This is a genomic window from Enterococcus infantis (genome assembly GCF_049166715.1).
Lineage (GTDB): Bacteria > Bacillota > Bacilli > Lactobacillales > Enterococcaceae > Enterococcus_C > Enterococcus_C leclercqii.
The window spans coordinates 442,466-466,974 of record NZ_JBMHFB010000001.1; the positions used below are offsets into that span (position 1 = coordinate 442,466).

Sequence of the window (24,509 nt, forward strand, 5' to 3'; positions counted from 1 at the left end):
TGTCAACATGACAACAGCGGACTTTATTTGCAGGTTTTTTAATTCAGAATTGCTTTAAAGAATATTCATTAACGCTGCGGGACTTTTAAACTTTTATCTTATCTTTTTCAAACTGGTGTCGATAGTGTTGGTTTCCGCAACGAATTATCAGCTGTCCTGTTTCCTCTGATGAGAGAAGTGGCAGTTCATTAGGAGCAGTTTCTCCCCCATAGTGCCCACTAATCAGTAAATGTGTACCTGCTGTTACTGTCTGGCGAGCGGTCAGAAATAGGGAGTTGGGAAACAACAGATTGGTATTAGGTTCGGCAAAAACTGCCTCGACCCCGCGATACCCTGCCAACATCACAGTTGCCGTCGTTCCGATTTCACTGGTAAACGCTTTGCCTGAGGTTAGCGAGTCAATCACATAATCTTTGGGATGGCTGTTGAAAGTCAGATTGGAAAACCCACCATCGGCTACTTCCAGCTCTCGTTCCGTAGTAATCTCATGAATCCGCACATGCCATTCTCCAAAGGGAACAACTGTGGTCACGATTTTAGTTTTTGGCAGCGGTGACCAGCTTTGTTTCGTCATTTTTTCAGTGACTACACTAGATAATGTTTCCTCTTTACTGATAAAATGAGGATCATTTTTTTCTGCTACTGCCAAACAATTATCAAAGGCGCCTTCTGCTAATCCCCGATTTCCTCGAGAAACGCTGTAACCAAATTTTTCGGAATAGACTAGTTTACTGTATTTTTCAGCAGCATGCCCCAACATTGCCCATTGGCCAGTGGGGTAGAGTTGAACATTTTTGTTTGCGGTATTGGTCACCAACATGTTAGCCGCTGGGATGAATCTGCGAGATGTTCGCTCAGGCGATTGGGGAACTAACTGCCAAAAATCAGCTGTCGCCTCCAGCCCCAACACAATAAATGATTTGAAACACCAGTATGGCGATCCCGGTCCATTGTAACGTTCCGACATATAAAAGTTTTCATACCCGTACCCGATACTCAAGATGCCATCACTTTTTTGAATTGCTTGTTTTGACCAATAATCAAAGTGCTGCAACAATAAATACTTAACCTGCGCCATCGGCAACACTTCGATACCTGTAAAAGCAGCGGCTGCCCAGAATGCCCCTTGCGCAAAACGATAGGTCAGACTGCGCCCAAAAGCCACTGCGCCCCCTTCATGAGAGAACCAATAAACAAAGTCTTCAGCGAATTTTTTGGCTCGCTCAATGAATTTCTCACAAGTCTCAGGATCTTCAGTTTTCATGTAATGGGCGTACAACAATCCGTAATAATGAAATGCCCAAGCAATGTAGTAATCTTGCTGACGGGGATTACCATCAACATACCAGCCTTCACCTACATAAAAAGATTCGATTACCGCCAGATCCTCAGTCAGTTGCTTTTTAGAAAAGGGTTGTCCCAAACGGCAAAAAGCAACATTTACCAGAATGCGGAAAAAGCGCCAATTATTGTGATGGACAGCTACGTGGTTGATTTGATCCAACCAGGTATATACTCTTTTTTGTTCAGCAGTTGACAATTGCTCCCAAAAGATTGCTTTTGTCTCGATCAACGTTACCGCCAATGCCGCCATCTCCACAATCATCTGATCCAGATCATGGACTTCTCCCCAAAAAGCGGGATCACCAGGGTCGGTACTGTGGCAGATTCCCTCCATAAAGTACTTAAACTCCTCCAAATCAAGGCTTGCGCTACCTGCCATCGGTCCTACTGCCCATAACATGCGCAAAAAACCCTCGGTCTGGGCTTGATCTTTTGAATAATGAGTGACCGAGGTCCCTAGATTTAAGCGCCCATTGCCCATCTGCCGGTATTTTTTTACCGGATCATATAGCTGATGAAAATACGTGTTTAGATCCTCGCGTGTTTGAATCTTCATAGTCGTCTCCTTTGATTTCACCCTGCCAAACTATTTTACTTTCTGCGGATGCTCACTGAAAAATCCGCCCATCAAAAAGCAAAATTATCTGTCCGTATTGTCTACTCTTCCACTGTAAAATACCCGACAAAAATCCACAATGTGTAAAAGTAACACGGATATGCAAACGCCTTCAACACGCTGTTTTTCTTATAGTTCCTCTACTAAAGACCACATTTTTAGCAATTTGAATGGCTGCTCCTGCCAATAAAGGTTCACCAGTCTTTGAAATTTTTAACCATGAAAAAAGCCACTTCCACTGTTTTTCAATGGAAGTGACTTGGCTTTTGCTTGGATCTCATCTTTGGTAGTGTTTGCTTTGGAAAATAGTGATTGAACTGTTGTGACTCTCTTAATTTCGTAACAGTGTCACTTGCTGGTTTTCCACTACTACAACTCGGCCATAAACAAACTGACCGTCTAATTTATCCGCTTTACGGCTCATGATTGTCGCATCTTCAAAGTGATTAAACAAGATGGTGTAGCTGCCTTGCTGATTTTCCAGTTTCAAAGCCGTCGCATCTTCTTGTGGCAACTCTTTTCCAGAAGAAGAAACCGTCACTCGTGTGATTGCTGTTTGTTCCAATGCCAGAACGGTTATCATCACACTGCGGCCTTTGCCCTGAGTAGTCAACTGAATTTTTTCACTGGTCAATCGCTCATTGTAGTGGGGAGAATACTCGCTATTAGTAACAGTCAATTTCTGTCCGCTTAACGGATAGATATGCAGGCGACTCTCATCTCCTTCATAGACTCCATGATCTTCAGTAGCTGTTAAGCGCCCCGCTTTAGGAAAATTAAAGAACTGGGTGTATTCATGGTCTTCATTTGTGATCGCCTCGTCTGCTACAATCCAGATTCCTGGTTTTATGTGCAAGATTTTACGGGTGAGCAGGACATTTTTTCCATAACGAAAATAGCCGGTGTGGCTGCATTCCGCATACGCATATCCGTTTTTGCTGCGCAGGTAATTTGGCAGCGCTGGTGCTGTTCCTTCGTATCCCCAAGAGCCGGATTGTTTGGTGAATTCTTCGCCGTCTACCAGAATTGTGTTGTGAGCAGAAGCATTCTTGAAGGCTTTGCGGTCAGGACTGCCTTCCACATAGGTAAAGCGACCGTTATCACACAAAAGCGATTCCCGGTGGAACACTTCAAAATGCAGATTGTCGCTGTGGCCGTGACCTCCGCCTTGTGAACCATTTTTAATCAACGTCCAGCTCGCCTCCTTATCCCACGAGTCCCGCATGAACAACAAGCCACTGTCTTCAAAGTTCTGATCTAACGCGAGTGGTCGCAAAGCATCCAATTGAGGCAAACGGTCAATGGCACTTTCTCCATAATCAAAAAGCGTGCTCAAAAACAATTCGCGGCCTGCCACCCAGTTGGCTTGCGGGTCACCGGTTACCAATGCCATCCACTGCAAAATTGGCCGCATGTCTTCTACATCACTGTCCCCATAAGGAGATTGGCTGCGATCTGGACGAGTCATAGCCACCGAGGCACTCGTCATGCGGACCAGTGCATCCGTGATTGCCGGCGGTACCAGCAGTTGATTACGCTGTGCAATTTGTTGCATCTCCGCCAAGCCAATCCAGACTTCGTGGTGGTACATAAAGGACTGCTCCCAATGAAATCCGTCTGGTACAACCTGCAGCTCTGCTGAAACAGTCAGGACATTTTCAGCGATGGCCAGTTTTTCTTCCACGTTTTCAATCCATTCAGGATAAAGAGCACAGGCTAGCCAAACCCCGTTTTGTTCCAAGACTTTCCAATTAGAAATCATGGACATATTGATCAATTTTTCCTGGCACAAGTAGTCAGTCTGCTGATTCATGGATATTGCAATCTGTTGGGTCAAAGCCTCTGAAAGCTCAATTTCCGGACACAGCTCCAACAGGTTTAACGTCTTGACCCAGTTTTTCAAGCGAATACCTGTTTCAATGGTTCGCCAACCAGTCCACAAGTGGTCTTCTATCAACGTTTCCCGCTGAATCCAGTCTTCCCACAGAGCCAGCAGCTTATCGACATAGCGGCGGTCGCCAGTAAAAAGATAGACTTCCATCAACAACACAAAGAAACGATGGCGATTGAGCATATACGTCCATTCAGGATCCCCAAAAGGCTCGTGGTTCCAGTCGAAACGACCGTCTTCAAACGTTACCGGTCGAAACTCCCGCTCCATGTCCCACTCTTGATCATAGAAAATCGTATCTTGCAAAAGTGCATCTGCCAGTCGCAGCTTTTCTTGCCAACTTTCAGTAAACTGAGGTGCTTGTAAACAACTTTCCAGCTGCTGACGATTTTGATAGAATCCAATTCGATTTGTAATTGACATGTGTTACTCTCCTTTTACCATAAATGGCAATCTTTTTTGATCAAACGCAACAGGCCTTCAATCAAGAAATAGTCCCCATAAACCAGATGAATCTCTGTTTCTTTCTCCTGATGATAAGAATGGCTGGAATGCTGCAAGATACCGTCTGTTGTCGGATCCCAATCACAGTGTTCCGCCAATAGCGCCTGTATCATTTTTTCTGCAGCTTGGCGATAATACTCGGCTTCCATACCAGTCAACTGATCGGCAATCTCCAACAACCCACACGCAGCACAGGCGGTAGCCGAAGTGTCCAATTTCGTAGTCCCTAGCGGTGCTCGAAAATCAATCAGCGAAACATAGCCGGTTTGGGCGACATTGCCGATAAAATAATTGGCTAGTTTCTTGGCAGTATCCAGGTAGCGTTTTTCCCCTGTGTGCCGCGCACTCAAGGCAAAGCCATAAATCCCCCAGCTTTGTCCTCGCGTCCATGCAGAATCCGGCGAGAACCCCTGACCTGTGACCATTTCCAAAAATTCGCCACTTTCCGGATCAAAACTGGCAATGTGCCCCGCAGAGCCATCTTCTCTGATCAAATAACGGTCTAAAGTATCAGCATGAGCCATCGCTACTTGTTTGAAGCGGGGATCTTTCAGCTCTTTTGTTGCCCAATAAAGAATCGGGATATTCATCAAACTATCAATAATTGCCCATCCGGGAACGTTGCAATTCCATGCTGACAAAAAGCGGCCAGCCAGATTGAAGCGAGACAACAGTAGACTCGCTGCATGCAAGCCCCGTTCTCGGGAGCGCTGATTGCCCGTGATTCGATAATCGGCCACGGCGGTGTGCAACCACATAAACCCAACATCATGATGCAGCCCCATGTACTCTTCCAGCGCATTGTCCAACAGTTCTTCGATCTTCTCGGCATTTTCGCGATAAGCTTCTTCATTAGCATACTGATACATCTGCCAAAGACTGCCGGCAAAAAAGCCGTTGGTCCACCAGGCAACAAAACTTTCCGATAAATCATCGTAAGCACCGTCTGTGGCTGAATAAGGAATCTTGCCTAAGTTGCGTTTATTTACCACCGTCATTTTCTCTTGAACTTTTGCTAAAGCCTCTGTCACCCATTGCTGATTTTCCATAAATTTGCACCTCGTTGGATTTTTTCTTTACTTTTAGTTTAACGAATTATGCAAACGCTTCAATGTGTGGAACTGAGGCTGATGCTGTATCTTTCAGCGGGGGAGTATGTGTTTTTCTCAGCCGTTGTGTAGTTTCGTGACAGCCCTTTCTTTTCCCATAATGAGCCGTATACTGAACATTGTAACCGATTACTAAGAAAAAGGAAGGGTTTTATGCAAATCGAATTTATCACTCAAGAACCGCTGGAAGAATTTCTTGCTGTTGTCAGCCGACAATTAGGTTTTACTATTGAATCAGGGGGACAAATGATCGAGCTGCAAAAAGGCGACCGGATTCGTATCGCGACCACTCCGGAAAAAACTGTCATTACCTATGGCAGCAAGCCTCAGCTTTTCCGTGCATTGACTTTGTGGCAAGCTCGCCAAAAACAAGAGCCTGTTTTCAGTTGCGAAGAAACACCTCGCTTCGACAAGATCGGTCCGATGATTGACCTCTCTCGAAACGCGGTTTTGACAGTAGCTGCTATGAAAGAATACATCACTTTGTCCGCCAAAATGGGCCTCAACAGTGTGATGCTTTATATGGAAGATACCTATGAGATTCCGGAATATCCCTACTTCGGTCATATGCGGGGGCGTTACAGCCAGCAGGAAATGCGAGAATTGGATGATTTTGCGGATGAGCTAGGAGTTGAATTGATTCCTTCCATCCAGACGTTGGGACATTTGCGGACACCGCTTCGCTGGAACTTTGCTATCGGTATGAAAGATACCCACGATATTTTACTAGTCGATGAGGAGAAAACTTATACCTTTATCGAAGCAATGATTCGTTCGGTTTCCAGTTGTTTCCGATCTCGACAGATTCATATCGGAATGGATGAGGCTCACGATCTGGGCTTGGGGCATTATTTAGGTAAACACGGATTAGAAAATCGCTTTTCCATCATGACCAAACACTTGAATCGAGTCGTACCTCTGTGTGAAAAATACGGTATGAAGGCAATGATGTGGAGTGATATGTTCTTTAGAATCGGCACCAAGTCCGGAGATTATTACGATCCCGAAGTGGAATTCCCCCAAAATCTGATCGACGATATGCCAAATGTCGATATGGTGTATTGGGATTATTACCACCATGACGAAAAACAGTATATTTCCAGTTTTGCCAACCACAAGAAGCTGCAACGGCCAATTATTTTTGCCGGCGGGGTTTGGACTTGGAACGGCTTGGCTCCAAATTATGGCAAGTCCCTTGCTACGACTGCTGCAGGTTTAGCGGCAGCTAAAAAAGAAGGTGTTCGGGAAGTTTATGCGACCTTGTGGGGGGATGACGGTCAGGAAACTCCGCATATTGCAGCACTTTTAGGGCTGCAGCAGTTTGCAGAGGAGCAATATGGAGATGCGCCCACACTCGGCCTCATCAGCGAACGTTTTGAAATGTTTCATGGGCAGCCGGCAGCAGATTTCTTGTTGTTGGATCGCTTTGATCAGACCCCTGGTGTCGCTAAAGACAATCCCGGCGGCTCTAATGTCAGTAAGTTAGCTCTTTATGAAGACTTACTCTTTGGCATTTACGATGGCACACTGAACCAATATGATTTGGAAGACTGGTACCAACAGTTGGCACAAGAGCTGGCTACGGTTCAGCCAACAGCGGTGACTTATCCCCTCTTTGCTTTTTATCAGCAACTGGCTGAAGTTTTGTCCCATAAGGCCGCTCTTGGTAAAAAAGCCTGGACTGCCTATCAGGCCCATGACCGTGACAGCCTAGCAGCCGTTTTAGAAGACATCCACCGGCTCAAACCAGCCTTAGAAATGCTCCATGAACGCCATCGTGAAGTTTGGTTCCAGTGGAATAAACCCTTTGGCTGGGAGATTTTGGAGCTGCGCTATGGTGGTTTAATCAAACGTAGTGAAACCTCAGCGTGGCGTTTGGATCAATACCTAAAAGGTGCTTTGAATGAGCTGCCGGAATTGGAAGCGCCTCGACTAGTATTTGAAGGTCCTTGGCTGCTGGGAGACGATATGGTGGGACGCAACTTGTTCCACGGCATCTATTCTGCCAGCAAACTCTCAGACGTCTGATATTCATTCGGAGCAGAAAACTACTATATTGAAAAAACCATTCTAGCTAAAATGGGTCCTGATTAAAAGAAAGGAAGATTCCTATGAAATTGAAATCATTTTTACTGCGCTTTGGTTTGGCAGCAGTCTTACTGGCTGGTATCCTGCTTTACATCAACTACAACAGTAAAGGTCCAGCAGAAGCTGTCATTGAACCCACCACTGAGAAAACAACCGTCGAAATTACCGGTGAGGTTAACAATAAAGCAGAAGCAACTGCCTGCCTGGAAGTGCTTAAAGCCAATTTAGCTGCCGCCAACAACGAAGATACCACCGCTTACGTCGATACCTTGGTAGCCTCTGCGCGGCAGGCGACACAAAAAGAAATGGATGATTTTTTTGCGGAATACGATCTTTCTCATGAGCTAGAAAGTTTCAAAGTAGTCAAACAAGAACAAGCTTCCATGTTGGTGGAAGCGCAGCAGAAAACTGTCAATCGCGGCAAGCAAAAGTATCGCAACCATCTCACACAAGCGCATCATACCTTTATTAAAGAAGACGGCACATGGAAAATCAAAGAAACCAATATGACCAATACTGAATTCATCGACTAATCTGCTGTTAAGTTGGCTAACCTGCCCTAAACTGCAGTAAAGCGACAAGGAGTGTATACAATCATGACAACTTTTGCCAATTGGCCTGACTATTACCCGGACCCTAGTTGGTTCATCAAAGATCGCTTCGGGATGTTTATCCACTTCGGTCTTTTCAGTGTGGCCTCTCGCCACGAATGGCTAATGACCACCGAACAAATTGATCCTGAAGTCTATGCTGAAAAATACTTTGAAAACTTTAATCCTGATCTCTTCGATGCCGATGTCTGGGCCGCCGAGCTGAAGCAATGCGGCGTCCAATACATGGTCTTCACTACAAAACATCATGAAGGCTTTGCATTATGGGATTCTCAACTAACTGATTTCAAGATTACCAATACCACTTTTGGGCGTGACCTTTTAGCAGAGCTGTTGCCGGCAATGCGGAAAGCTGGCATCAAAATTGGTTTGTACCACTCATTGATTGACTGGAAGCATCCAGATTTCCCAGTCGATGGCCTGCATCCCCAGCGCGAGGTTGCCAGCTATCGTGAGAGCAATCAGACGCGGGATTTAAAAAAATATCAGGACTATTTGGCCGGACAAGTGGAAGAGCTTCTAACCAACTATGGCAAGATTGATTACATGTGGTTTGACTTCTCCTACGCTCATAGAGACTGGGGCTGGTCTGTGGGCAAAGGTGCCAAAGATTGGGACAGCCAGCGACTGGAGCAGCTCTGCTTGCGCCTGCAACCCGACATGCTCATCAATGATCGCTTGGATTTAGGCCACGGGGTGACGACCCCCGAACAGTTCCAACCGGATAAACCTTTTGAAAAAGACGGCAAACCAGTTTTATGGGAAGCTTGTCAAACCATGTATGGCACTTGGGGCTATGATCGAGACAATCTTGAATGGAAATCCAGCGAGATGCTTTTGAAGATGCTCATCGACACTGTCGCCAAAAATGGTAACTTTTTGATGAATATCGGGCCGAATCCTCGTGGAGAGATCGATACCAAGACTTTGGAACGGACTCGCGAAATTGGCGAGTGGATGCGTCTGCATAAAGAAGCCATTCTTGGCGCCGGTTACTGTGGCGATTACGAAGCTCCGGCTGATTGTCGTTACACCCAGCGGGGCAATAAACTGTACCTGCACATTTTCTCTTATCCTTACCGCAACTTACATTTAAAAGGAATTGCTGATAAAGTGAAATTCATTCGCCTGTTAAACGACGGCTCAGAAATCCAGTATCGCGGCTTTGATCCCGAAGAGGTCATCACCTCTACTGAAGCAGTGATTGCCCCAGAAGATATCGTCATCACACTGCCGATTGAAAAACCGGCTGTTCTAGTTCCCGTGGTAGAGATTCTATTAAAAGACTGATAAACCATATGTAAAAGACGAGCAATTTCGGTTTTCTAATCGAAACTGCTCGTCTTTTCATCACAAAAAAAATTTCACTTCTCCAGAGATTTCACAATGTGCATGAAGCAAAGTAGTCAGCTCTAAATCTTACAAACTGCGACAATCATAGCAACCAGAGCACAATTTGAAAGCATGGCTATATCTTTCCTCCATACCCAGAAAAAGCCGATCCAACTGCTGATAAAAATACTCCTTACTCCCGACTTGCCAAGTCACATCACAGCCCACACAGAATATATCTTTTACACCAGCTGCCGCATAGAGATTTTTTTACAGTCGAGAAACCCCTCGATATCCCCGTAAATGCTTCTTCAGTTTGGTCATGGCCCAGTTGTAATGTCCAGACGTATTAGGGATGAAATAGGCCGCCAGATTCGTCGTCTTCGTCCAGGGATAATACCCTTTTTCAAAAAGTTCTTCGTCGCTGAGCTCTTCTATTATCGCCATGACTTTTCGATGGCTTCCTAAAAGCAGCTCTTTAGCCGCAGCCAGCGAAGTTGCTTGGTATTTTAGCCAGATTTCATGATTTAGCAGTGGCAGCTGGTTCCACTTATATTCCTGGGCAGGCGTCTGAGGTGTGCCCTGGTTCAGACAGCCGACCTCATACCATTCCAACATCATCTGATGCCATTCATACAAGTGAATCAAGACGTCCCGCAAATTTTTGTCCCGATCTTCAAATAGAAAGGTTGCGGTTTGTTCTGGGACTGACATTTTCCCAATCAATTCTTGCAGTTGTGCAAAAGTTTCATTTCCTGCTGTGAGCAGCTGCTCTTTCGTCTTCGGCTTGGCCATTTGTTCTCCTCCTTATGGTGCAGGCTACCGGCAGTTTGTGCCGTTATAAACCTGCCAGCGTCGTTATACTTATAGTCTAGCACGGAAAACATGACAAGGTCTGTCAACTTATCATCGGTCCTTTTCAAGACAAAAAACCGTCACAACGAGGTGACGGCAGAATTACGATTTCACTCAAGAATTGATTGCAGAACCTTTAGTTCCTCGGAGCCAGCGCGGCAGCTTGAATTCTTGAACGATTCCGATGAGTTGGCCAGACAAAAGCACCGTCAGCAGTGAAAAGCCGATGCGATTCAGCGGAATGTAACTCATGGACAATAAAAGGACCATTAAATCACTGGCCAGATACGCCCATTGGATTTTTACTTTTAAAAGTTTGGCGAGACTCATGGCCATCGCATCATCTCCTCCGGGTGCTCCGCCAGCTCGCACGCACAAGCCACAACCCACGCCTACGAACAATGCCCCCAAAATTGCTGCGAACAGCGGGGTTTCTCCGATATGCGGCCACAAAGGTCCCATGCTCTCAAACCAACTGTAACTCAAAGAAAAGCCTACCGACGCTAAGATCGAATAGACGATAAACACCCGTCCTAAGATACGCCACCCTGCGGCGTAACATGCCATGTTGAAGACAAAGCCGGAAACTGCCGGCGAAATGTGAAACCAATGATCCAACAACAGCGTCAAACCTAAGCCGCCGCCTTCTGTCACGCCGCTAAACGAGTGAATATTGAACAATCCAAAAGACAATACCATACTTCCCAACAGCACTAGTATCAGTGAGCGGGGGTTAATGTTTTTTAACATGTGTATTCCTCCAAAAAATAAATAAATGGTCACTGGACCATTGAAAATAGCCATCGATCTGTGGCTGTTTTTTCGTCGCTACAGATGTCGGCTCTTGCCTTTGAAGGTTTCATTTTCTTTTTGCAGGGTATCAGTAAATGCTTCCAAAGCAGTAATGAACTCCGGCGAAAATTCGGTCAATGTCTTGGCCAATGCCCGCTGCTCAGTCTGATAAACCGGGGCTAGGACTTCTTGGGCATATTGTCGGCCACGCTTTGTTAAGCGCAGCGTCTTTTCATTGTTGTGCGCCGCCGGTTCCAAGCGGAGATAGCCTTTTGCCACACATTCTTTGACGATAGTATTCAAAGTAGTCTTGGGGATTAACCATTTTTCGCTGAGCTCTTTTTGGGAATATGCGGCCCCATCATCGAGTGCGTAAAGTAACGTCAGAGTATTTTCTTTGATGCCAATTGCTTTACACTGCTTCGAGTAGACTCCGTCGATTACGTTTACCGCCAACACTAGGCGCCGTATTTGTTCCTGCAGCTCCTCCATCTTGTCCACCTCAACTTTTTCTGCATTGAATCCGCTAATTTTTTTAACCAGCACGGATCATTTATTGCCGGCTGTCCTCTCTCACAGCAAAGAACAATCCGAATTCGTACTCCTTTAAAATTGTAAAACGAATTCAAGCTCTCGTCAACTAAATTTCACAAAATAAAAAAAGCAGCACTGACTTATCTAGTGAACGACAAATCAGCGCTGCTATTTTAAATTTAAACAAGCTTTTCAGCCTGTAGTGTCTTTTTTAAGACGATCCATTTATTTGTACAATGGTCCGTATGCTTGACAAGCTCGGTAGTCTGCGCCTTCTGTGTCAGCTGTACCAAAAAGTCCCCAAGCTTTTGGACGGAAAATCCGTTCCTCAGCTACGTTGTGCATATTGACAGGAATACGCAGGATGCTGGCTAGCGCAATCAGCTCATGACCGATGTGTCCATAACTGATAGCACCGTGGTTGGCCCCCCAATTATTCATCACCGTATAGGTATCTGTAAATGCGCCTTCTCCGGTGATTACCGGTGCAAACCAAGTAGTCGGCCAAGTTGGATCTGTCCGGTCGTCTAATTTTTCGTGGACATCTGCCGGCAGTTCTACCGAGTAGCCTTCTGCAATCTGCAAAACCGGGCCGAGACCTTTCACCAGATTCAAACGAGCCATCGTCATCGGCATTCCGCCACGGGTGAGGTAGTTGGTAGAAAAACCGCCGCCTCGGAAATATTCTTTCGTAGCTGGGCGAAATTGGGTGCTTTCCAACATGTGCTGACGTTCCTCATCGGTTACTTCCCAGTAAGGTTTGATGACAGGCTTGCCATCGATTGATTGCTGGCCAGTACCATCCAGGCAGGCAGAACCGGAATTGATTAAATGCAGCAAGCCGTCTTCAGCTGCTCCAGAAAGGCGGTAACCCGTCACTCTTTCAACTGAATCCGGTGACCAGTATGTCCGTACATCGGCAAAAATCTGTGCTGTATTGGTCAGCAGGTAGTTGAAAAGCATCGTCACGCCGTTCAAGCTGTCGTTTTCTGTCGCCATGATATACGGCCTGCGAGGACCATTCCAGTCGAAACTGGAGTTCAGGAATGTTTCCAAGAAATCCCCATTTGGGAAATGGTCGGTCCACTGCCGTTGTCCTTGGAAACCAGCCACTGAGGCGCTATGCCCTTGCGCTTCTTCCCCAAAGCCCAATTCCGCCAAGCGAGGATTCCCAATCATCAAGTCGCGGGCGATGAGGGCCATTTTCACAACAAATTCCCATTGCTGCGCCAACTCGTCTTTTTCCCACTTGTTGCCTTCAGGATTGTTGTCAGACCCTTCTTGACAGTTTTCTTTGACCCAAGCCAAAGCCTGTTGGTATTCTTCTTTGTCATAGATTTCTTCTTCAATACGGCGAGTGAACTCTGACATATCAATATATTCATTGCGCATGCCCAAGTATTCTTGGAAGAAATCATCTTTGACAACTGAACCAGCGATTCCCATCGAAACTGAGCCCATTGAAAGATAGGCGGTATTTTTCATCTGAGCTGCCGCCAATCCGGACTTGGCAAAGGTCAACAGTTTTTCTTGCACATCTTTGGGGATGGCAGTATCGTCAGAATTTTGGACGTCGCGACCGTAGATGCCAAAAGCCGGGATCCCTTTTTGAGCATACCCTGCCAAAACAGCTGCCAGATATACCGCACCCGGACGTTCCGTGCCATTGAATCCCCATACCGCGTGAGGCAGTGTCGGATCCATGTCCATGGTTTCAGTCCCATAACACCAGCAAGGAGTCACAGTAATGGTGAGACCGACGTTTTCTTGTCGAAATTTTTGCTGGCAATCTAATGATTCTTTAACCCCGCCGATGGTTGAGTCGGCAATGACACAGGCAACCGCTTCACCATTTGGATAACACAGGCTGCCTTCCAAAAATTCTTTGACACTTTGGGCCATATTCATAGTTTGTGTTTCCAGTGATTCCCGTACTCCGCGGCGACGGCCGTCGATCGTCGGACGAATCCCGATTTTCGGATTGTTCATATGATTTCCTCTTTTCAATTGTTGGTCAATACACTTGTACTCTTGTCGGCTGATAACACTTCAGCTCCGGCAGTGCCGTCAATTGCCGGCGAAAAGCGTGAATGGAGGTCAAGTAGCCCAAGCCAATGCCTTGGGCGGCGAGATTGCCCATGGCCGTTGCTTCTACTGGTCCGGCGATGACCGGTTTGTGGCAGGTTTCAGCGATACATTGGCAAAGAAAATCTGCTCTGGCACCGCCACCGATAACGTGGATTTCTTCGTATGTTTTCCCTGTCAAACGATGGATTTCTGCAAAAGTCTGAGCAAAGGCTGTCGCCAAGCTGCGATAGACACAGCGGATGACTTCACCAACAGTCGGCTGAAGACACCCTTTTGCCTGCATCAGTTTCGTTAATTTTTCTAACATGTGCTCAGGTTGAGCCAGCTGAGGTTGCTGCGTATCGATTAAGACCGTATCCGCAGATGATCGGGCCAATTCCATCATCTCTTGAAAACTCATGTGTGTCCCTGTCTGTTCCAAAGAACGTTGCAATTCTTGGATTAGCCAAAGTCCCGTGAGGTTTTTCAGGAAACGATTGCGGCCAGGTCGGCCTCCTTCATTGGAAAAGCCCAGCTGTTGCGCGGCTGGCTCTAAAACAGGTGCTGCGGTTTCAGTTCCCGCCAAAGCCCACGTACCTAAAGAAATAAATAAAAAGTCTTCTTTAGCAGTCGGTACACTGGCAACAGCGCAAGCGGTATCGTGGCCGTAGCTTTTGTAGACAGGAATTTCGGGAAGCTCAGGGTCTTGCAACACACCGACAAAATCTCCCGCCTGCCCCAGATTCGGCAACAGACTTTCCCTGATACCAAATTGAGCTGCCAGCGCTTGGTGCCAGTCACCGGTGATTGGATCTAGGAGTTGCGTGGTAGAAGCAATCGTCTTTTCTCCCAGCACCTTTCCAGTCAACAAATAGCCGAGTAAGTCCGGCATCAACAGCAGCTGTGCCGCTTGTTCTTTTGACTCTTCGCAGGCCAATCGAAACAGTGAATTGATTGCCATCACCTGATTGCCGGTGGCCGCAAATAATTTTTCAGCGTCAAAAGTATCCTGCAGCTTCTCATAACTTTGTTGACTAGAGGAATCTCGGTAGTGGACAGGTAACCGCAACAGCTGCCCCTGATGATCCAGCAAACCGTAATCCACTCCCCAAGTATCAATGGCAATACTGAGCAGCTCATAAGATTCCGAGGCTTTTTTGATTCCCAGTTTAATCTGCGTCACTAGTGTCGGCAGATCCCAACACAGGTGGCCATTTTCTGTGATGGGGCGATTGTCAAACCGATGGATTTCGGCCATAGTCAGTTGACCTGTTTGAAAGCGGCCGATGATCCCACGACCGCTGGAAGCGCCTAAATCAAACGCCAGCAGGGCTTGAGGTTTGCGGTTGTTCATAACGAGTCTCCTCGGTATTGTATTTTTTGTAGCCGGGATGGCGGCCTGTGATGCCGTAGCGTTCCCGCATAGCAATCAAATCCCCCATCCGGTCAGCAGAAATTTCCGGTTCTGCCTGCGTGTTCAACAATGTGCGGGCATAGTATTGGGTCTTAGCACACAATTCCAGTGACTCCATCCGGTAATAAGCCGTCACGATGTCTGAACCCATCGCTAAAGCCCCGTGATTTTCCAACAAAACGACATCGTGTTCATTCAGATATGGCGTGATGGCATTCGGCACTTCTTCAGTGGAAGGCATTCCAAACGGCGTGATCGGAACAGCCCCGATGGTCAATGAACTTTCGATCAAAGAATAATTATCCAAAGGGATGTGGGCCAAAGCAAAACCAGTGGCTACCGGTGGATGTGCGTGAACAACGGCTTGTACATCGTCACGTTCTTCATAACAGCGCAAATGCATTTTGATTTCAGAAGAAGGCTTGTAGTCTGCTTGTGCTTCTAAAACATTGCCTTTTAAGTCAATTTTGATAAGCTTATCGGCAGTGATAAAGCTTTTAGAGATGCCTGTTGGGGTGCAGATAATCGTATTGTCATCCAATTTAGCTGACACGTTACCGTCATTAGCCGCCACCCAGCCCAGCTGCCACATTTTGTTACAGACATCACAGATCATTGCTCTTAATTCTTGTTCGTTGATGGGTTTCATTTTGTTGCCTCCGTCTTTTTAGTATTTTGCCATGCTGTAAACAGTGATTGGAAGTCTGCCTTTGCCAACAACTCTTGCCGATAAACTTTTTGGCTCAATGCCGCTTGCAACCAAAAGACCGCTTCAATCACTTGCTTTTCTGTGAGTGCATCAGGAATATCAGACCAAACCGCCAATGCGATAGCTGGCGTCTGAGCCAGATAAGCCGCCTCTACCACTTGATTGTTAGCATAAGTGGTCAAAGTAAAGTCTTCGGCGATTTTTTCATATGTCGGGTAGGTGTAGCTAGCTGCTTCTCCTAGTACAAAATAGAAGAAATTGTCGTTGTGGTTGATGACGTTGTAGCCTTTTTCAAAGAAGGTTTCCACTGGCGCCATATTTTGATTCCAACGGGTCCAATAAGAGACTTCACAATCAGGGGACAATGACAGTTTTTCCTGCCGATTGAGTCGGAAAAAGCCATCGTTCCAAACCCGTGGAATAAAGCCCAGTTGACGTACAAAGTCGATGGTCTGATTGACGTATTCGATAAAGACCTCGATTCCGCTTGCTTCTTCGCCAAATTTTTCTTTGGCATAGGCCGCCAGTGTCGGATATTTGTCAATTTGGTCGAAATCAACAAATTCATCGGCACCGATATGGAAGTAACAGCTTTCAGAAAACAGCTCCCCGTACTCTCGGTAAAAGTCCCGAACCAACTCTACAGCTTCTGGATTCAACAAATCCAACGCTTTTGCATCTTTGGTGAAATTACCTTCTTCATCAATGGTCGTCAATTGGAACTGAGGATAATTCTTCAAAATCTGCTTCAAATGTCCTGGGCTGTCGAAATCTGGAATCACTTGGATAAAATGACGGTTGGCATATGCAATCAGTTCGCGAACTTCGGCTTTTGTCAGAAATTCTGGTGATACCACTTCTGGATGGGCTTCAGATTCAATCCGAAATCCTTCATTCTCGGAAAAATGCAGTTGCAGATGCGTAAATTGGAACAAAGCCAAGCTACGAACCAGCTGTTTTAAACTCGCTAATGAAAAAAACTTACGTCCCATATCGATCATAAAGCAACGCTCTTGGATTCCACCGTAAAACAGACCGCTGACCGGCTGTTGAAGCAACTGCCCTTGCAGTGCCTTGGCAGCACCATAAAACACTTGGCTCTCGTCACGACCGGTAATCGTGACCTGCTGATCTTGTTGATGAATTTCAAAATCACCTGCCAAATCGACATCCAGCCTCAGTGTAATTTGCGGCAGACTTGCTGTCGCTCCCGGTATCTCTTCACAAAAATTCAAAAATCGTTTTGCGCTTTCGGCCAACTGCTCGTCATAAGTCACGATCAGGCCTTTTTCATTCATTGTTATCAATTCATGTTCACTCCTTACTAGCTCATTTAACTTGTTACTTTATCTAACTTGCTTTTTCATCCTACAATGACAGCGCATTCACTACAATGTGTGGTTTTTTCTTCTGACGGTGAGCTGTTGCCCTCCTCGATGATACACCACTATGTAGCCTACCCCGGCTGTGTGGATACTGCCCCCAATCAAAAAACTAGCAGCAAACCGCCCCGCTTTGGTGCAGGGATCACTTTTTCCAGTGTAGCATTTCTTTGTCATGAACAGTCGCACCGTTTTTCAAACTCTGCCACAAAAAACAGGCGACGCTCACATCACTTAGATAAGAAACTATCTATTAATAACTAATTGCGACAATCCTTGTATCTAAATCGGCAAAAGGAATATTCGGACCGATAAAAGTGAATCCGCCCTTGAAAGGTTTAACAATGAAAAAACAAGTCACTTCCACTATTTTTAATGGAAGTAACTTGTCTTTTGCGGTTCATCTTTCATATTGTTTGCGTCAGAGGACGATGACTCAACTATTGTCACTGCCTTGTCTACTTTGCTTTCTTTTTGATCACTAAATAACTTTTTTACTATTTGTTTAACGTGCGGAACTGTCCGGGAGTAACCCCTACAAGGGTGCGGAATTTGCGGGTATAGTTGGACACATCATAATACCCTGCTTCTCGAATGATGTCTTTGATTGGTCGATCTGAATCAATCAAAGCTTGCTTGATTTTTTCCATCCGCAGTTCTTGGATATATTTGGAGAAAGTCATGCCGCTTTCTTTTTTGATAAAACGACTGAGATAAGATACCGACAGTTGAAACTCTTCAGCCACCATTTCCAGCGAGAGTTGCGACGAGGCATAATTGTCCTGAATGAAGGCAAACAATTCCTGTTTCAACTGCGATTCCTGGTTTTGCGGTTTGGATTGTACCAACGCACACAACACTTTGGCAATTTCTAAAAGTTGCGGTTCCAGATCATACAAACTGTGGAAATCGGCCGCTTCTTCCGCCGTGGTCAATGCGGGACAGCTCTGAATATCAGAGGCAAACTTCGTGAGAATATTTAGCAGATAAAAGCCGTAAATCTTTTGCGCACCCGCAGTAAGCTGCTGATTCAAGCCATTTTCTATCAAACGATGAATGGTTTCACCAGCAACATCAAAATCGCCTTGTGTCAAACTCTGGATCAATTTCATCTTTTGGGAATCAGGGTATGAAATTCCTCCGGTAACCGGCTCTTCTTTCAACTCGTCATAGTAGACGATGGCTTGTTCTTTCATTGTAAAGGAGTGCTCCAATGCCGCCAAACTTTCAATAAATGAACGATTGATTTCTGCTAAATGTTTGACAGGATTACCTGCAGCGATTGTTGGCCGCAAACCCACCAGATCAAAAATGTCATTGTAAAGAGCTTCGGAGATCCGTTTCATTTCGGTTTCTTCTTCATAAGCTACCAAAATTGCGATAACTTGAGTAGACAACACTTCGGTAGCATAGCCTACAAAACCGGTGCCTCGAACCATTTGCAGATATTCCATCAAAACGTCATGCTGTTGGGAGAACTCATTGAGGCCTTTTTCTCTCGTACTGATGGTCATCGTGAAGTAGTATTTCCCCTTCAACTGCACATGTACGGAATCCAGCAAGACCACCAGTTGTTCTTCATCTTTGATCCGACCACCGATTAATTTACGTAAGACTTGCTCTCTGGCGTGTGGCGTTTGGCGTTGGATTTCTTCATGGAGTTCTTTGTTCTCATTTAAAAAGCGCGAAACCCGTTCGTGAACTTGGATGCCCGACCGCTCACCAGACACATGCGTTTCCGCATTTTCATCATCGTATTCTTCCATCAGTTGTTCCAAGCGTTGAATCGGACGATAATTGTATCGGCCCAATACAAAGACCAGAACACTGCCCAAAAGAAGTGTTCCTAAAATAAAGTAAAGAAATTTTTGCTGCACTCGATTGATAGTCGCCAGTGCCTTATCTGGATTGACCACCCCAATGTAGGAAAGTCCCAGGCCAGTATTCTCCAATTGCTGCGTCATAAAGCGATGCCCACTAATAGTTAAGGTTTTCTCCTGTTTTGCTTGTGCAACATTGTCAGGATTATTCATGTAGCTGAGCAACTCGCGATTGCCGGTGCTGGACAACACCTGATTTTGTTCATTGACCAAATAATTCGTACTTTCTTCACCATAAGAAGACTGATCCAAAAGTTTCTGGATACTTGATTCCTTGATAGCATAAACTGCCGTCCCGTAGGATACTTGGTCAGCGTTTTGTAATGGTACCAGATAGTACATTCGATTATGACTCTCTGTGTATTCGTCTTCTAGATTAATTAACTTTGGTACATCAGTAGTCAAAAGCTGCGCAATCTCTCCAGCACTAAAATTATTCTTGCCGGAAGACTTCAAAAGCAACTCAGTGTTCAACCACCCGCTTGTAGAAAAAAGCATATCCGGCTTTTCATAGTACATTAGGAATACTTCATCCACGATACTACCTTCTAGTCGGTTCTTTCGCAAAGATTGCTGTCCTTCCAGTGTATAATAAGGATGACTAATCATTTTCAGTGACAACTTGTTATCATGGGGAATTTGGTGGGAAAGATCATTTAGCTGCATCAAGTTATTCTCAAAAGAAGACTGCAACTGCAACAAGTGATTTCGTGCTGACAATTCCAGTTGCTGATTGATGCTGTCTTTTGAAGTTTTAAACCAGATACCTGAAACAATCAAAAAAGGTACTAAAAAGACGAGTAAGTAAGAACCTACCGAACGACCTAACCCTGAAAAACAGGCTTGCTTAATCTGACCAATGATTTTTTTCATTTTCTCCTCCATCTTTTCTTTGCAGCGGACAAAGTTACCTGCTGCTCCAAACAACTATGTAACGAGCAAGAAATAAAACGCTTCCCACAATCTTTGAAAAAAATACATATCGTAACAACTGTCCATCACTGGCTTGTCACGATGTGTCCGATTGTAAACTTAACACATAATTTAGGTTATTTCGATATTAAAAGAACATTACTAAGGGAATTTTTAGGATATTTTAAGGCATTGAAAGCGAATAACAGAACGCCAGTGATATTTATCGTAAAAAAGAAAGAAAGTCGCTTTTTGGGACTTTCCTGTCTTTCTTATTCTAAAATCAACCCATATTTTATAACTGATGCTCGTCGTTAATAGCAACAACTTGCCCGCAACCGAATTTGTTACGCCAATCATAAACTGCCCCCAAAAGATTGGATTCATTGCCAAAGCGACAGATAGCAATCTCCGGCAAAAGCACGTTGCTGGGGATATGGCTTGAGATTTCCGCAATTTTTTCCTGCAGCATTGGCAATAAAAAGTCAGCTTTGGAGATACCACCGCCAATCAGTATTTTTTGTGGATCCAGCACATATTGCAGATTGTAACAGCCCACCGCCAATTGTTCGATAAAATCGGCGACTGCTTCTTGAGCTTCTTTGTCGTTCGCGGCCAAAAGTTCAGTCACTTGACGACCATCTAAATCAGCAGGGTCTACACCTTTTTTCAAAGCTGTATCCAATACCAAGCTTCGGGTGGCACCAGTGATACTCCAGATTTCCCAACGTTTGGCCCCTTGCTTAACCGGCATCAACATGTAGCCAAATTCGCCCCCCAACAAGTGGGAACCCCGAACCAGCTTTTCCTCTATCATTACAGCCCCGCCAACAGAAGTCCCTAAAACAATCATTGCCAGATCATGGCAATCTTGACCTGCCCCTTGCCATTTTTCTGCCAAAAGAGCACAATTCCCGTCGTTTTCTGCACTGACAGGCACTCGATAACGGGCTTGCAGCTGACGTACCAGTTCTTTGCCGAATGGTTCATAAATCGGCGAACTCATGCCGATTTCCTGTGTCCCAGGATCCACCAGTCCCGTACTGCTGATCGCAACCCCATCAAAGCCCGTGGCATAGTTTTCATCAATGTGGTTCATCAACATCTCCGTCATCAAGCGATAATCATGACGCGGCGTGGGAAAATGACCACTAGCCAGATTTGTTCCCGTTTCTGTCAACAGGCCGGTTTTTACACCGGTACCGCCGATATCTACTGCGACTAATTTTTTCTCATGACTTGTCATTTGTATCTGCTCCATTCCAGTTTTTTCAAAAGCTCTGCCACATCTCCGCAACAGAATGCGTTTTCATTTAGTTGTTGCCATTATACGACAACTCCCTGCTGCTGCCGCGAAGATCTGTTTGTGTTTTTATGGTAGGATGTGTTTTTTTTGCTCATCATCTTTTAAAGGCCCTTAAAGAATGCGCAGGAATCCCGCCATCACTCATTTTTTTGTGGTAAACTATGAAAATGAAAACATTAACTGAGGTGAAGACATTATGATCACGATGGATGACATCATCCGCGAAGGAAACCCCACACTGCGTCAAGTTGCTGCTGAAGTCAGCTTCCCGCTCGGTGACGAAGATATTAAATTAGGCGAAGACATGTTGGAATTTTTGAAGAACAGTCAAGACCCTGTAAAAGCTGAAGAAATGCAACTGCGGGGCGGTGTCGGTCTGGCGGCGCCACAATTAGACATTTCAAAACGAATTATTGCAGTGCATGTTCCTTCTGCTGACCCAGAAAAACCAGAGCCGATTTTGAGTGCTGTCATGTACAATCCCAAAATTCTCAGCCATTCTGTACAAGATGCTTGTCTAGGTGAAGGAGAAGGCTGTCTGTCCGTCGACCGAGAAGTTCCTGGTTATGTCGTCCGCCACGCGCGAGTGACTGTGACTTATTATGATGCAGCCGGCAAAAAACAAAAGGTCCGGTTGAAAAATTACGAGGCCATCGTTGTGCAACATGAGATTGATCACTTGAATGGTGTCATGTTCTATGATCATATTAACGAAGCCAATCCTTTTGCACTTAAAGAAGGCGTTTTAGTTATCGAGTAATTTTCAGCTACGATTTCTATCCTAGCAACCTCAAAAAAGGCAGCAATCTGACCACTGCTAGGTAAACTCAAGAAAAAAAACAGCGACAGCTACTCTCAAGACATGAGGGAGCTGTCGCTGTTTATTTGTCTAAGATGTTGCTCTGTGTCATAGGAAAAATCAATTACTGTTGGTATAAGATTCCCTTAGCGGCTAATGCTTGGGTGATTTTTTCAAGGTCGGCGTCATTTTGATAACGAATGGTGTGCAGGTGAATGCCATTGGTAAGATCAGACAACAAGCCGACATTGGATTTGCGGTAAGCTTCCATAAATGCGGTGACGTCTTTAGGCGTTTTTATATGCAAGCCGCCGGTCAACTCTCCGTAGAGTTCGTGTTCGACAATCACGTCTATTATTTCTCCACCGTTAGCTACAATCGTCTCCAGCTCTTCTTGCGTTTTGGAGGCATCGTGTTGCACGGCAATTTTTTTCGTATAACCCAGATGGTCTTCCGCCTGATTCAGTTTGTAGCCTCGAGCAGTAGCGATGACTTCTTCGCCGGCAGCTCGCAGCAAGGCTACATCACCGACAATGATTTGGCGACTAACTCCTAACTCTTGAGCAAAGCGACTCGCACTGATTGGTTTTTCCGTCGACTGCAAGCGCTGCAAAATTTCTTGGCGGCGTTTTGTTCCTTCTATCATCATAATTCCCTCCTGATTGCGGATAATAAAATGACCATACAGTCACTACCGAGTGCTTCGGCAATCAAGCAGTGGTCTATTTTTTCAATTGATCGGCTTGGAACTCCCGAGAACGTTTCATGATATCGGCAAAGACTGTTGCGATGGCATCTTCATAGGCTTTATTTTGAACCTGACTGCGGATGCCATCAATCACCGCTGTCTCGCGACTCGTATCTAATACAGAAATATCCTGCTCTTTTTTGATCCGCACAACGTCACTAACAGCGGTCATTCGCGCTTCCAACAATCGTGTCAGTTCTTTGTCGATTTCGTCGATTTTTTTCCGCGGTTTTGCTAATGGGTCAGCGGAGGCCTCACTCTGGTCCGCTTGTCTATCATCTAAATCGATGGCTTTGATGATGCGAGCCGGATTACCTCCCAGTACAACATTGTCACCAAAAGATTTGGTAACCACTGCCCCAGCAGCAACGACGACATTGTCACCTAACGTTACCCCGGGAAGAATAGTGACATTGCCGCCAAACCAAGCATTGTCGCCAATTTTGATAGGCTTGCCACCTTCTAGGCCGCTGTTGCGCTTCACCGGATGCAGCGGATGGGTAGGCGTCAATACCTGACAGCCAGGTCCCAACATACAGTTGTCGCCAAATTCGATGGGACAGACATCCAAAAACGTGCAGTCAAAATTGGCATAAAAGTTCTTGCCTACAAAAATATTATAACCATAGTCAAAGCGGACATTGGGCTCAAGGTAAGGTTTGCCATCTGATGCCCCAAAAGTTTCAGCTAACAATACACTGCGCATTCGGCCGTCTGCTTCTTCGTTGATTTGACTCATGCGGATTCGGGCCTCTTTGCGGTCGGCAATCAATTCCGGATCTGCTGAAAAATACAGTTCACCGGCAATCATCTTTTCTTTTTCAGTTCTCATAGTTCCCTCCAATGGCATTTTTACGAGCATTTCTGCAAGTTGCCCGTCAATTTCTGCGTCGTTCATTTAAATCAAAGCAAAAACATCTTCTCCCAAACATTGTACCATCTCAAATTCAGCGGGCATAGACACCGGTGTCTGATTGATGGCGATAATCTGCGCCCCTACACTGGCGTAGCGGATCAAATCACAAAAAGGATGGACTTGAAAAGTGGTGCCAACCACCACCAGCAAGTCGGCTTGTCTGACAGCTCGGATACTGCGATCTAACACTTCATCAGTAAAACCTTCGCCATACAACACAATATCTGGTCGCAATTGCCCGCCACAGCCCTGATGTCGATCACTTTTCAGATAGTCCTGCCAAGGTACCAAACTGCCACATCGGCGACAACTGCATTCGTATAGCGATCCATGAAAATTCACCAGCTGACGACTGCCGGCTTTGGCATGGAGACCGTCAATATTTTGTGACACTGTCCAAACGATTCGGTTCGACTGCTGTTCTAAGGCAACGATTTTTTCATGAATCACATTGGGCATTGCCGTGGGATGATAGAGGCAGTTGATAAAGTTGTAGAATTTTTCCGGTTCTGCTGTCATACATTCTCTACTCAACAGATATTCCGGCGCTTCGATTCCTTGATAGACTCCCTGCAACGAGCGGTAATCTGGAATTCCAGACGATGTTGAGACTCCTGCCCCCGTCAAAAATGTAACTTTTTGGGCATCACGAATCTTGTCTGCTGCCTGTTTAGCGGTCAATGTCATGACTCTTCACCTC

Annotated in this window: 20 protein-coding genes; 4 read left to right on the forward strand and 16 right to left on the reverse strand. The window is 45.6% G+C overall.

The genetic code is table 11. The features are described 5' to 3' along the window. Positions 1-85: 85 nt before the first annotated feature. The 3 genes from ACOMA8_RS01945 to ACOMA8_RS01955 all read right to left on the reverse strand — a co-directional run bounded on the left by ACOMA8_RS01945 (position 86) and on the right by ACOMA8_RS01955 (position 5,404). Positions 86-1,900, reverse strand: a complete 1,815-nt coding sequence (locus tag ACOMA8_RS01945; protein WP_421368015.1) for a DUF2264 domain-containing protein — start codon at positions 1,898-1,900, stop codon at positions 86-88. Between the two features lie 391 nt (positions 1,901-2,291). After that, positions 2,292-4,274 (reverse strand): heparinase II/III family protein, encoded by a 1,983-nt coding sequence (locus tag ACOMA8_RS01950; RefSeq protein WP_421368018.1) that lies wholly within the window; start codon positions 4,272-4,274, stop codon positions 2,292-2,294. Between the two features lie 14 nt (positions 4,275-4,288). Beyond that, entirely contained in the window at positions 4,289-5,404 is a 1,116-nt protein-coding gene (locus ACOMA8_RS01955; RefSeq protein ID WP_161898567.1) for a glycoside hydrolase family 88 protein, read from the reverse strand. A gap of 213 nt (positions 5,405-5,617) precedes the next feature. On the opposite strand from ACOMA8_RS01955, the gene ACOMA8_RS01960 reads away from it, so the two are divergent. From ACOMA8_RS01960 to ACOMA8_RS01970, 3 genes are all read left to right on the forward strand, one after another. Continuing rightward, positions 5,618-7,492, forward strand: a complete 1,875-nt coding sequence (locus ACOMA8_RS01960) for a beta-N-acetylhexosaminidase (protein ID WP_421368022.1) — start codon at positions 5,618-5,620, stop codon at positions 7,490-7,492. Between the two features lie 83 nt (positions 7,493-7,575). After that, the gene (locus ACOMA8_RS01965) at positions 7,576-8,085 is read left to right on the forward strand and encodes a hypothetical protein (RefSeq protein ID WP_421368025.1); all 510 of its coding nucleotides are present in this window, start codon (positions 7,576-7,578) and stop codon (positions 8,083-8,085) included. A 63-nt stretch (positions 8,086-8,148) separates the two neighbouring features. After that, positions 8,149-9,453: an alpha-L-fucosidase gene (locus ACOMA8_RS01970; RefSeq protein WP_161898569.1), complete on the forward strand. Its 1,305-nt coding sequence runs from the start codon at positions 8,149-8,151 to the stop codon at positions 9,451-9,453. A 312-nt stretch (positions 9,454-9,765) separates the two neighbouring features. Here the strand turns inward: ACOMA8_RS01970 and ACOMA8_RS01975 are convergent, their stop codons facing one another. From ACOMA8_RS01975 to ACOMA8_RS02020, 10 genes are all read right to left on the reverse strand, one after another. Beyond that, positions 9,766-10,290, reverse strand: a complete 525-nt coding sequence (locus tag ACOMA8_RS01975) for a ClbS/DfsB family four-helix bundle protein (protein WP_421368028.1) — start codon at positions 10,288-10,290, stop codon at positions 9,766-9,768. 174 nt (positions 10,291-10,464) lie between these two features. Then, on the reverse strand, positions 10,465-11,100 hold the full coding sequence (locus ACOMA8_RS01980) for a DUF6198 family protein (protein WP_421368031.1): 636 nt from the start codon (positions 11,098-11,100) through the stop codon (positions 10,465-10,467). 78 nt (positions 11,101-11,178) lie between these two features. Continuing rightward, positions 11,179-11,634, reverse strand: coding sequence for a MarR family winged helix-turn-helix transcriptional regulator (locus ACOMA8_RS01985; protein WP_421368034.1), 456 nt, complete (start codon positions 11,632-11,634; stop codon positions 11,179-11,181). A gap of 267 nt (positions 11,635-11,901) precedes the next feature. After that, positions 11,902-13,665: an L-fucose isomerase gene (locus ACOMA8_RS01990; protein WP_421368037.1), complete on the reverse strand. Its 1,764-nt coding sequence runs from the start codon at positions 13,663-13,665 to the stop codon at positions 11,902-11,904. A 25-nt stretch (positions 13,666-13,690) separates the two neighbouring features. Then, positions 13,691-15,097 (reverse strand): rhamnulokinase, encoded by a 1,407-nt coding sequence (locus ACOMA8_RS01995; RefSeq protein WP_421368040.1) that lies wholly within the window; start codon positions 15,095-15,097, stop codon positions 13,691-13,693. After that, complete coding sequence (locus tag ACOMA8_RS02000) at positions 15,060-15,806, reverse strand: class II aldolase/adducin family protein (protein WP_421368043.1); 747 nt, start codon at positions 15,804-15,806, stop codon at positions 15,060-15,062. Before ACOMA8_RS02000 ends, ACOMA8_RS01995 begins: the two co-directional genes overlap by 38 nt. Next, positions 15,803-17,164: a family 20 glycosylhydrolase gene (locus tag ACOMA8_RS02005; RefSeq protein ID WP_161898789.1), complete on the reverse strand. Its 1,362-nt coding sequence runs from the start codon at positions 17,162-17,164 to the stop codon at positions 15,803-15,805. The genes ACOMA8_RS02000 and ACOMA8_RS02005 overlap by 4 nt, the downstream gene beginning before the upstream one ends. Before the next feature lie 90 nt (positions 17,165-17,254). After that, positions 17,255-17,425 (reverse strand): hypothetical protein, encoded by a 171-nt coding sequence (locus ACOMA8_RS02010; protein ID WP_421368046.1) that lies wholly within the window; start codon positions 17,423-17,425, stop codon positions 17,255-17,257. 320 nt (positions 17,426-17,745) lie between these two features. Next, positions 17,746-20,001, reverse strand: coding sequence for a helix-turn-helix domain-containing protein (locus tag ACOMA8_RS02015; protein WP_421368049.1), 2,256 nt, complete (start codon positions 19,999-20,001; stop codon positions 17,746-17,748). Between the two features lie 334 nt (positions 20,002-20,335). Further along, complete coding sequence (locus tag ACOMA8_RS02020) at positions 20,336-21,286, reverse strand: ROK family protein (RefSeq protein WP_421368052.1); 951 nt, start codon at positions 21,284-21,286, stop codon at positions 20,336-20,338. Between the two features lie 256 nt (positions 21,287-21,542). Between ACOMA8_RS02020 and def the strand changes: the two genes are divergently transcribed. Continuing rightward, the gene (gene def, locus ACOMA8_RS02025; RefSeq protein ID WP_161898578.1) at positions 21,543-22,106 is read left to right on the forward strand and encodes a peptide deformylase; all 564 of its coding nucleotides are present in this window, start codon (positions 21,543-21,545) and stop codon (positions 22,104-22,106) included. 163 nt (positions 22,107-22,269) lie between these two features. On the opposite strand, the gene ACOMA8_RS02030 is transcribed toward def, so the two are convergent. From ACOMA8_RS02030 to ACOMA8_RS02040, 3 genes are all read right to left on the reverse strand, one after another. Continuing rightward, positions 22,270-22,791: a transcription repressor NadR gene (locus ACOMA8_RS02030; RefSeq protein ID WP_421368248.1), complete on the reverse strand. Its 522-nt coding sequence runs from the start codon at positions 22,789-22,791 to the stop codon at positions 22,270-22,272. 76 nt (positions 22,792-22,867) lie between these two features. Continuing rightward, positions 22,868-23,725 carry a chorismate mutase gene (locus ACOMA8_RS02035; protein ID WP_421368055.1) on the reverse strand — a complete coding sequence of 286 codons (858 nt, stop codon included), beginning with the start codon at positions 23,723-23,725 and terminating at the stop codon, positions 22,868-22,870. A 66-nt stretch (positions 23,726-23,791) separates the two neighbouring features. Next, on the reverse strand, positions 23,792-24,496 hold the full coding sequence (locus ACOMA8_RS02040; protein WP_421368058.1) for an NAD-dependent protein deacylase: 705 nt from the start codon (positions 24,494-24,496) through the stop codon (positions 23,792-23,794). Positions 24,497-24,509 lie beyond the last annotated feature (13 nt).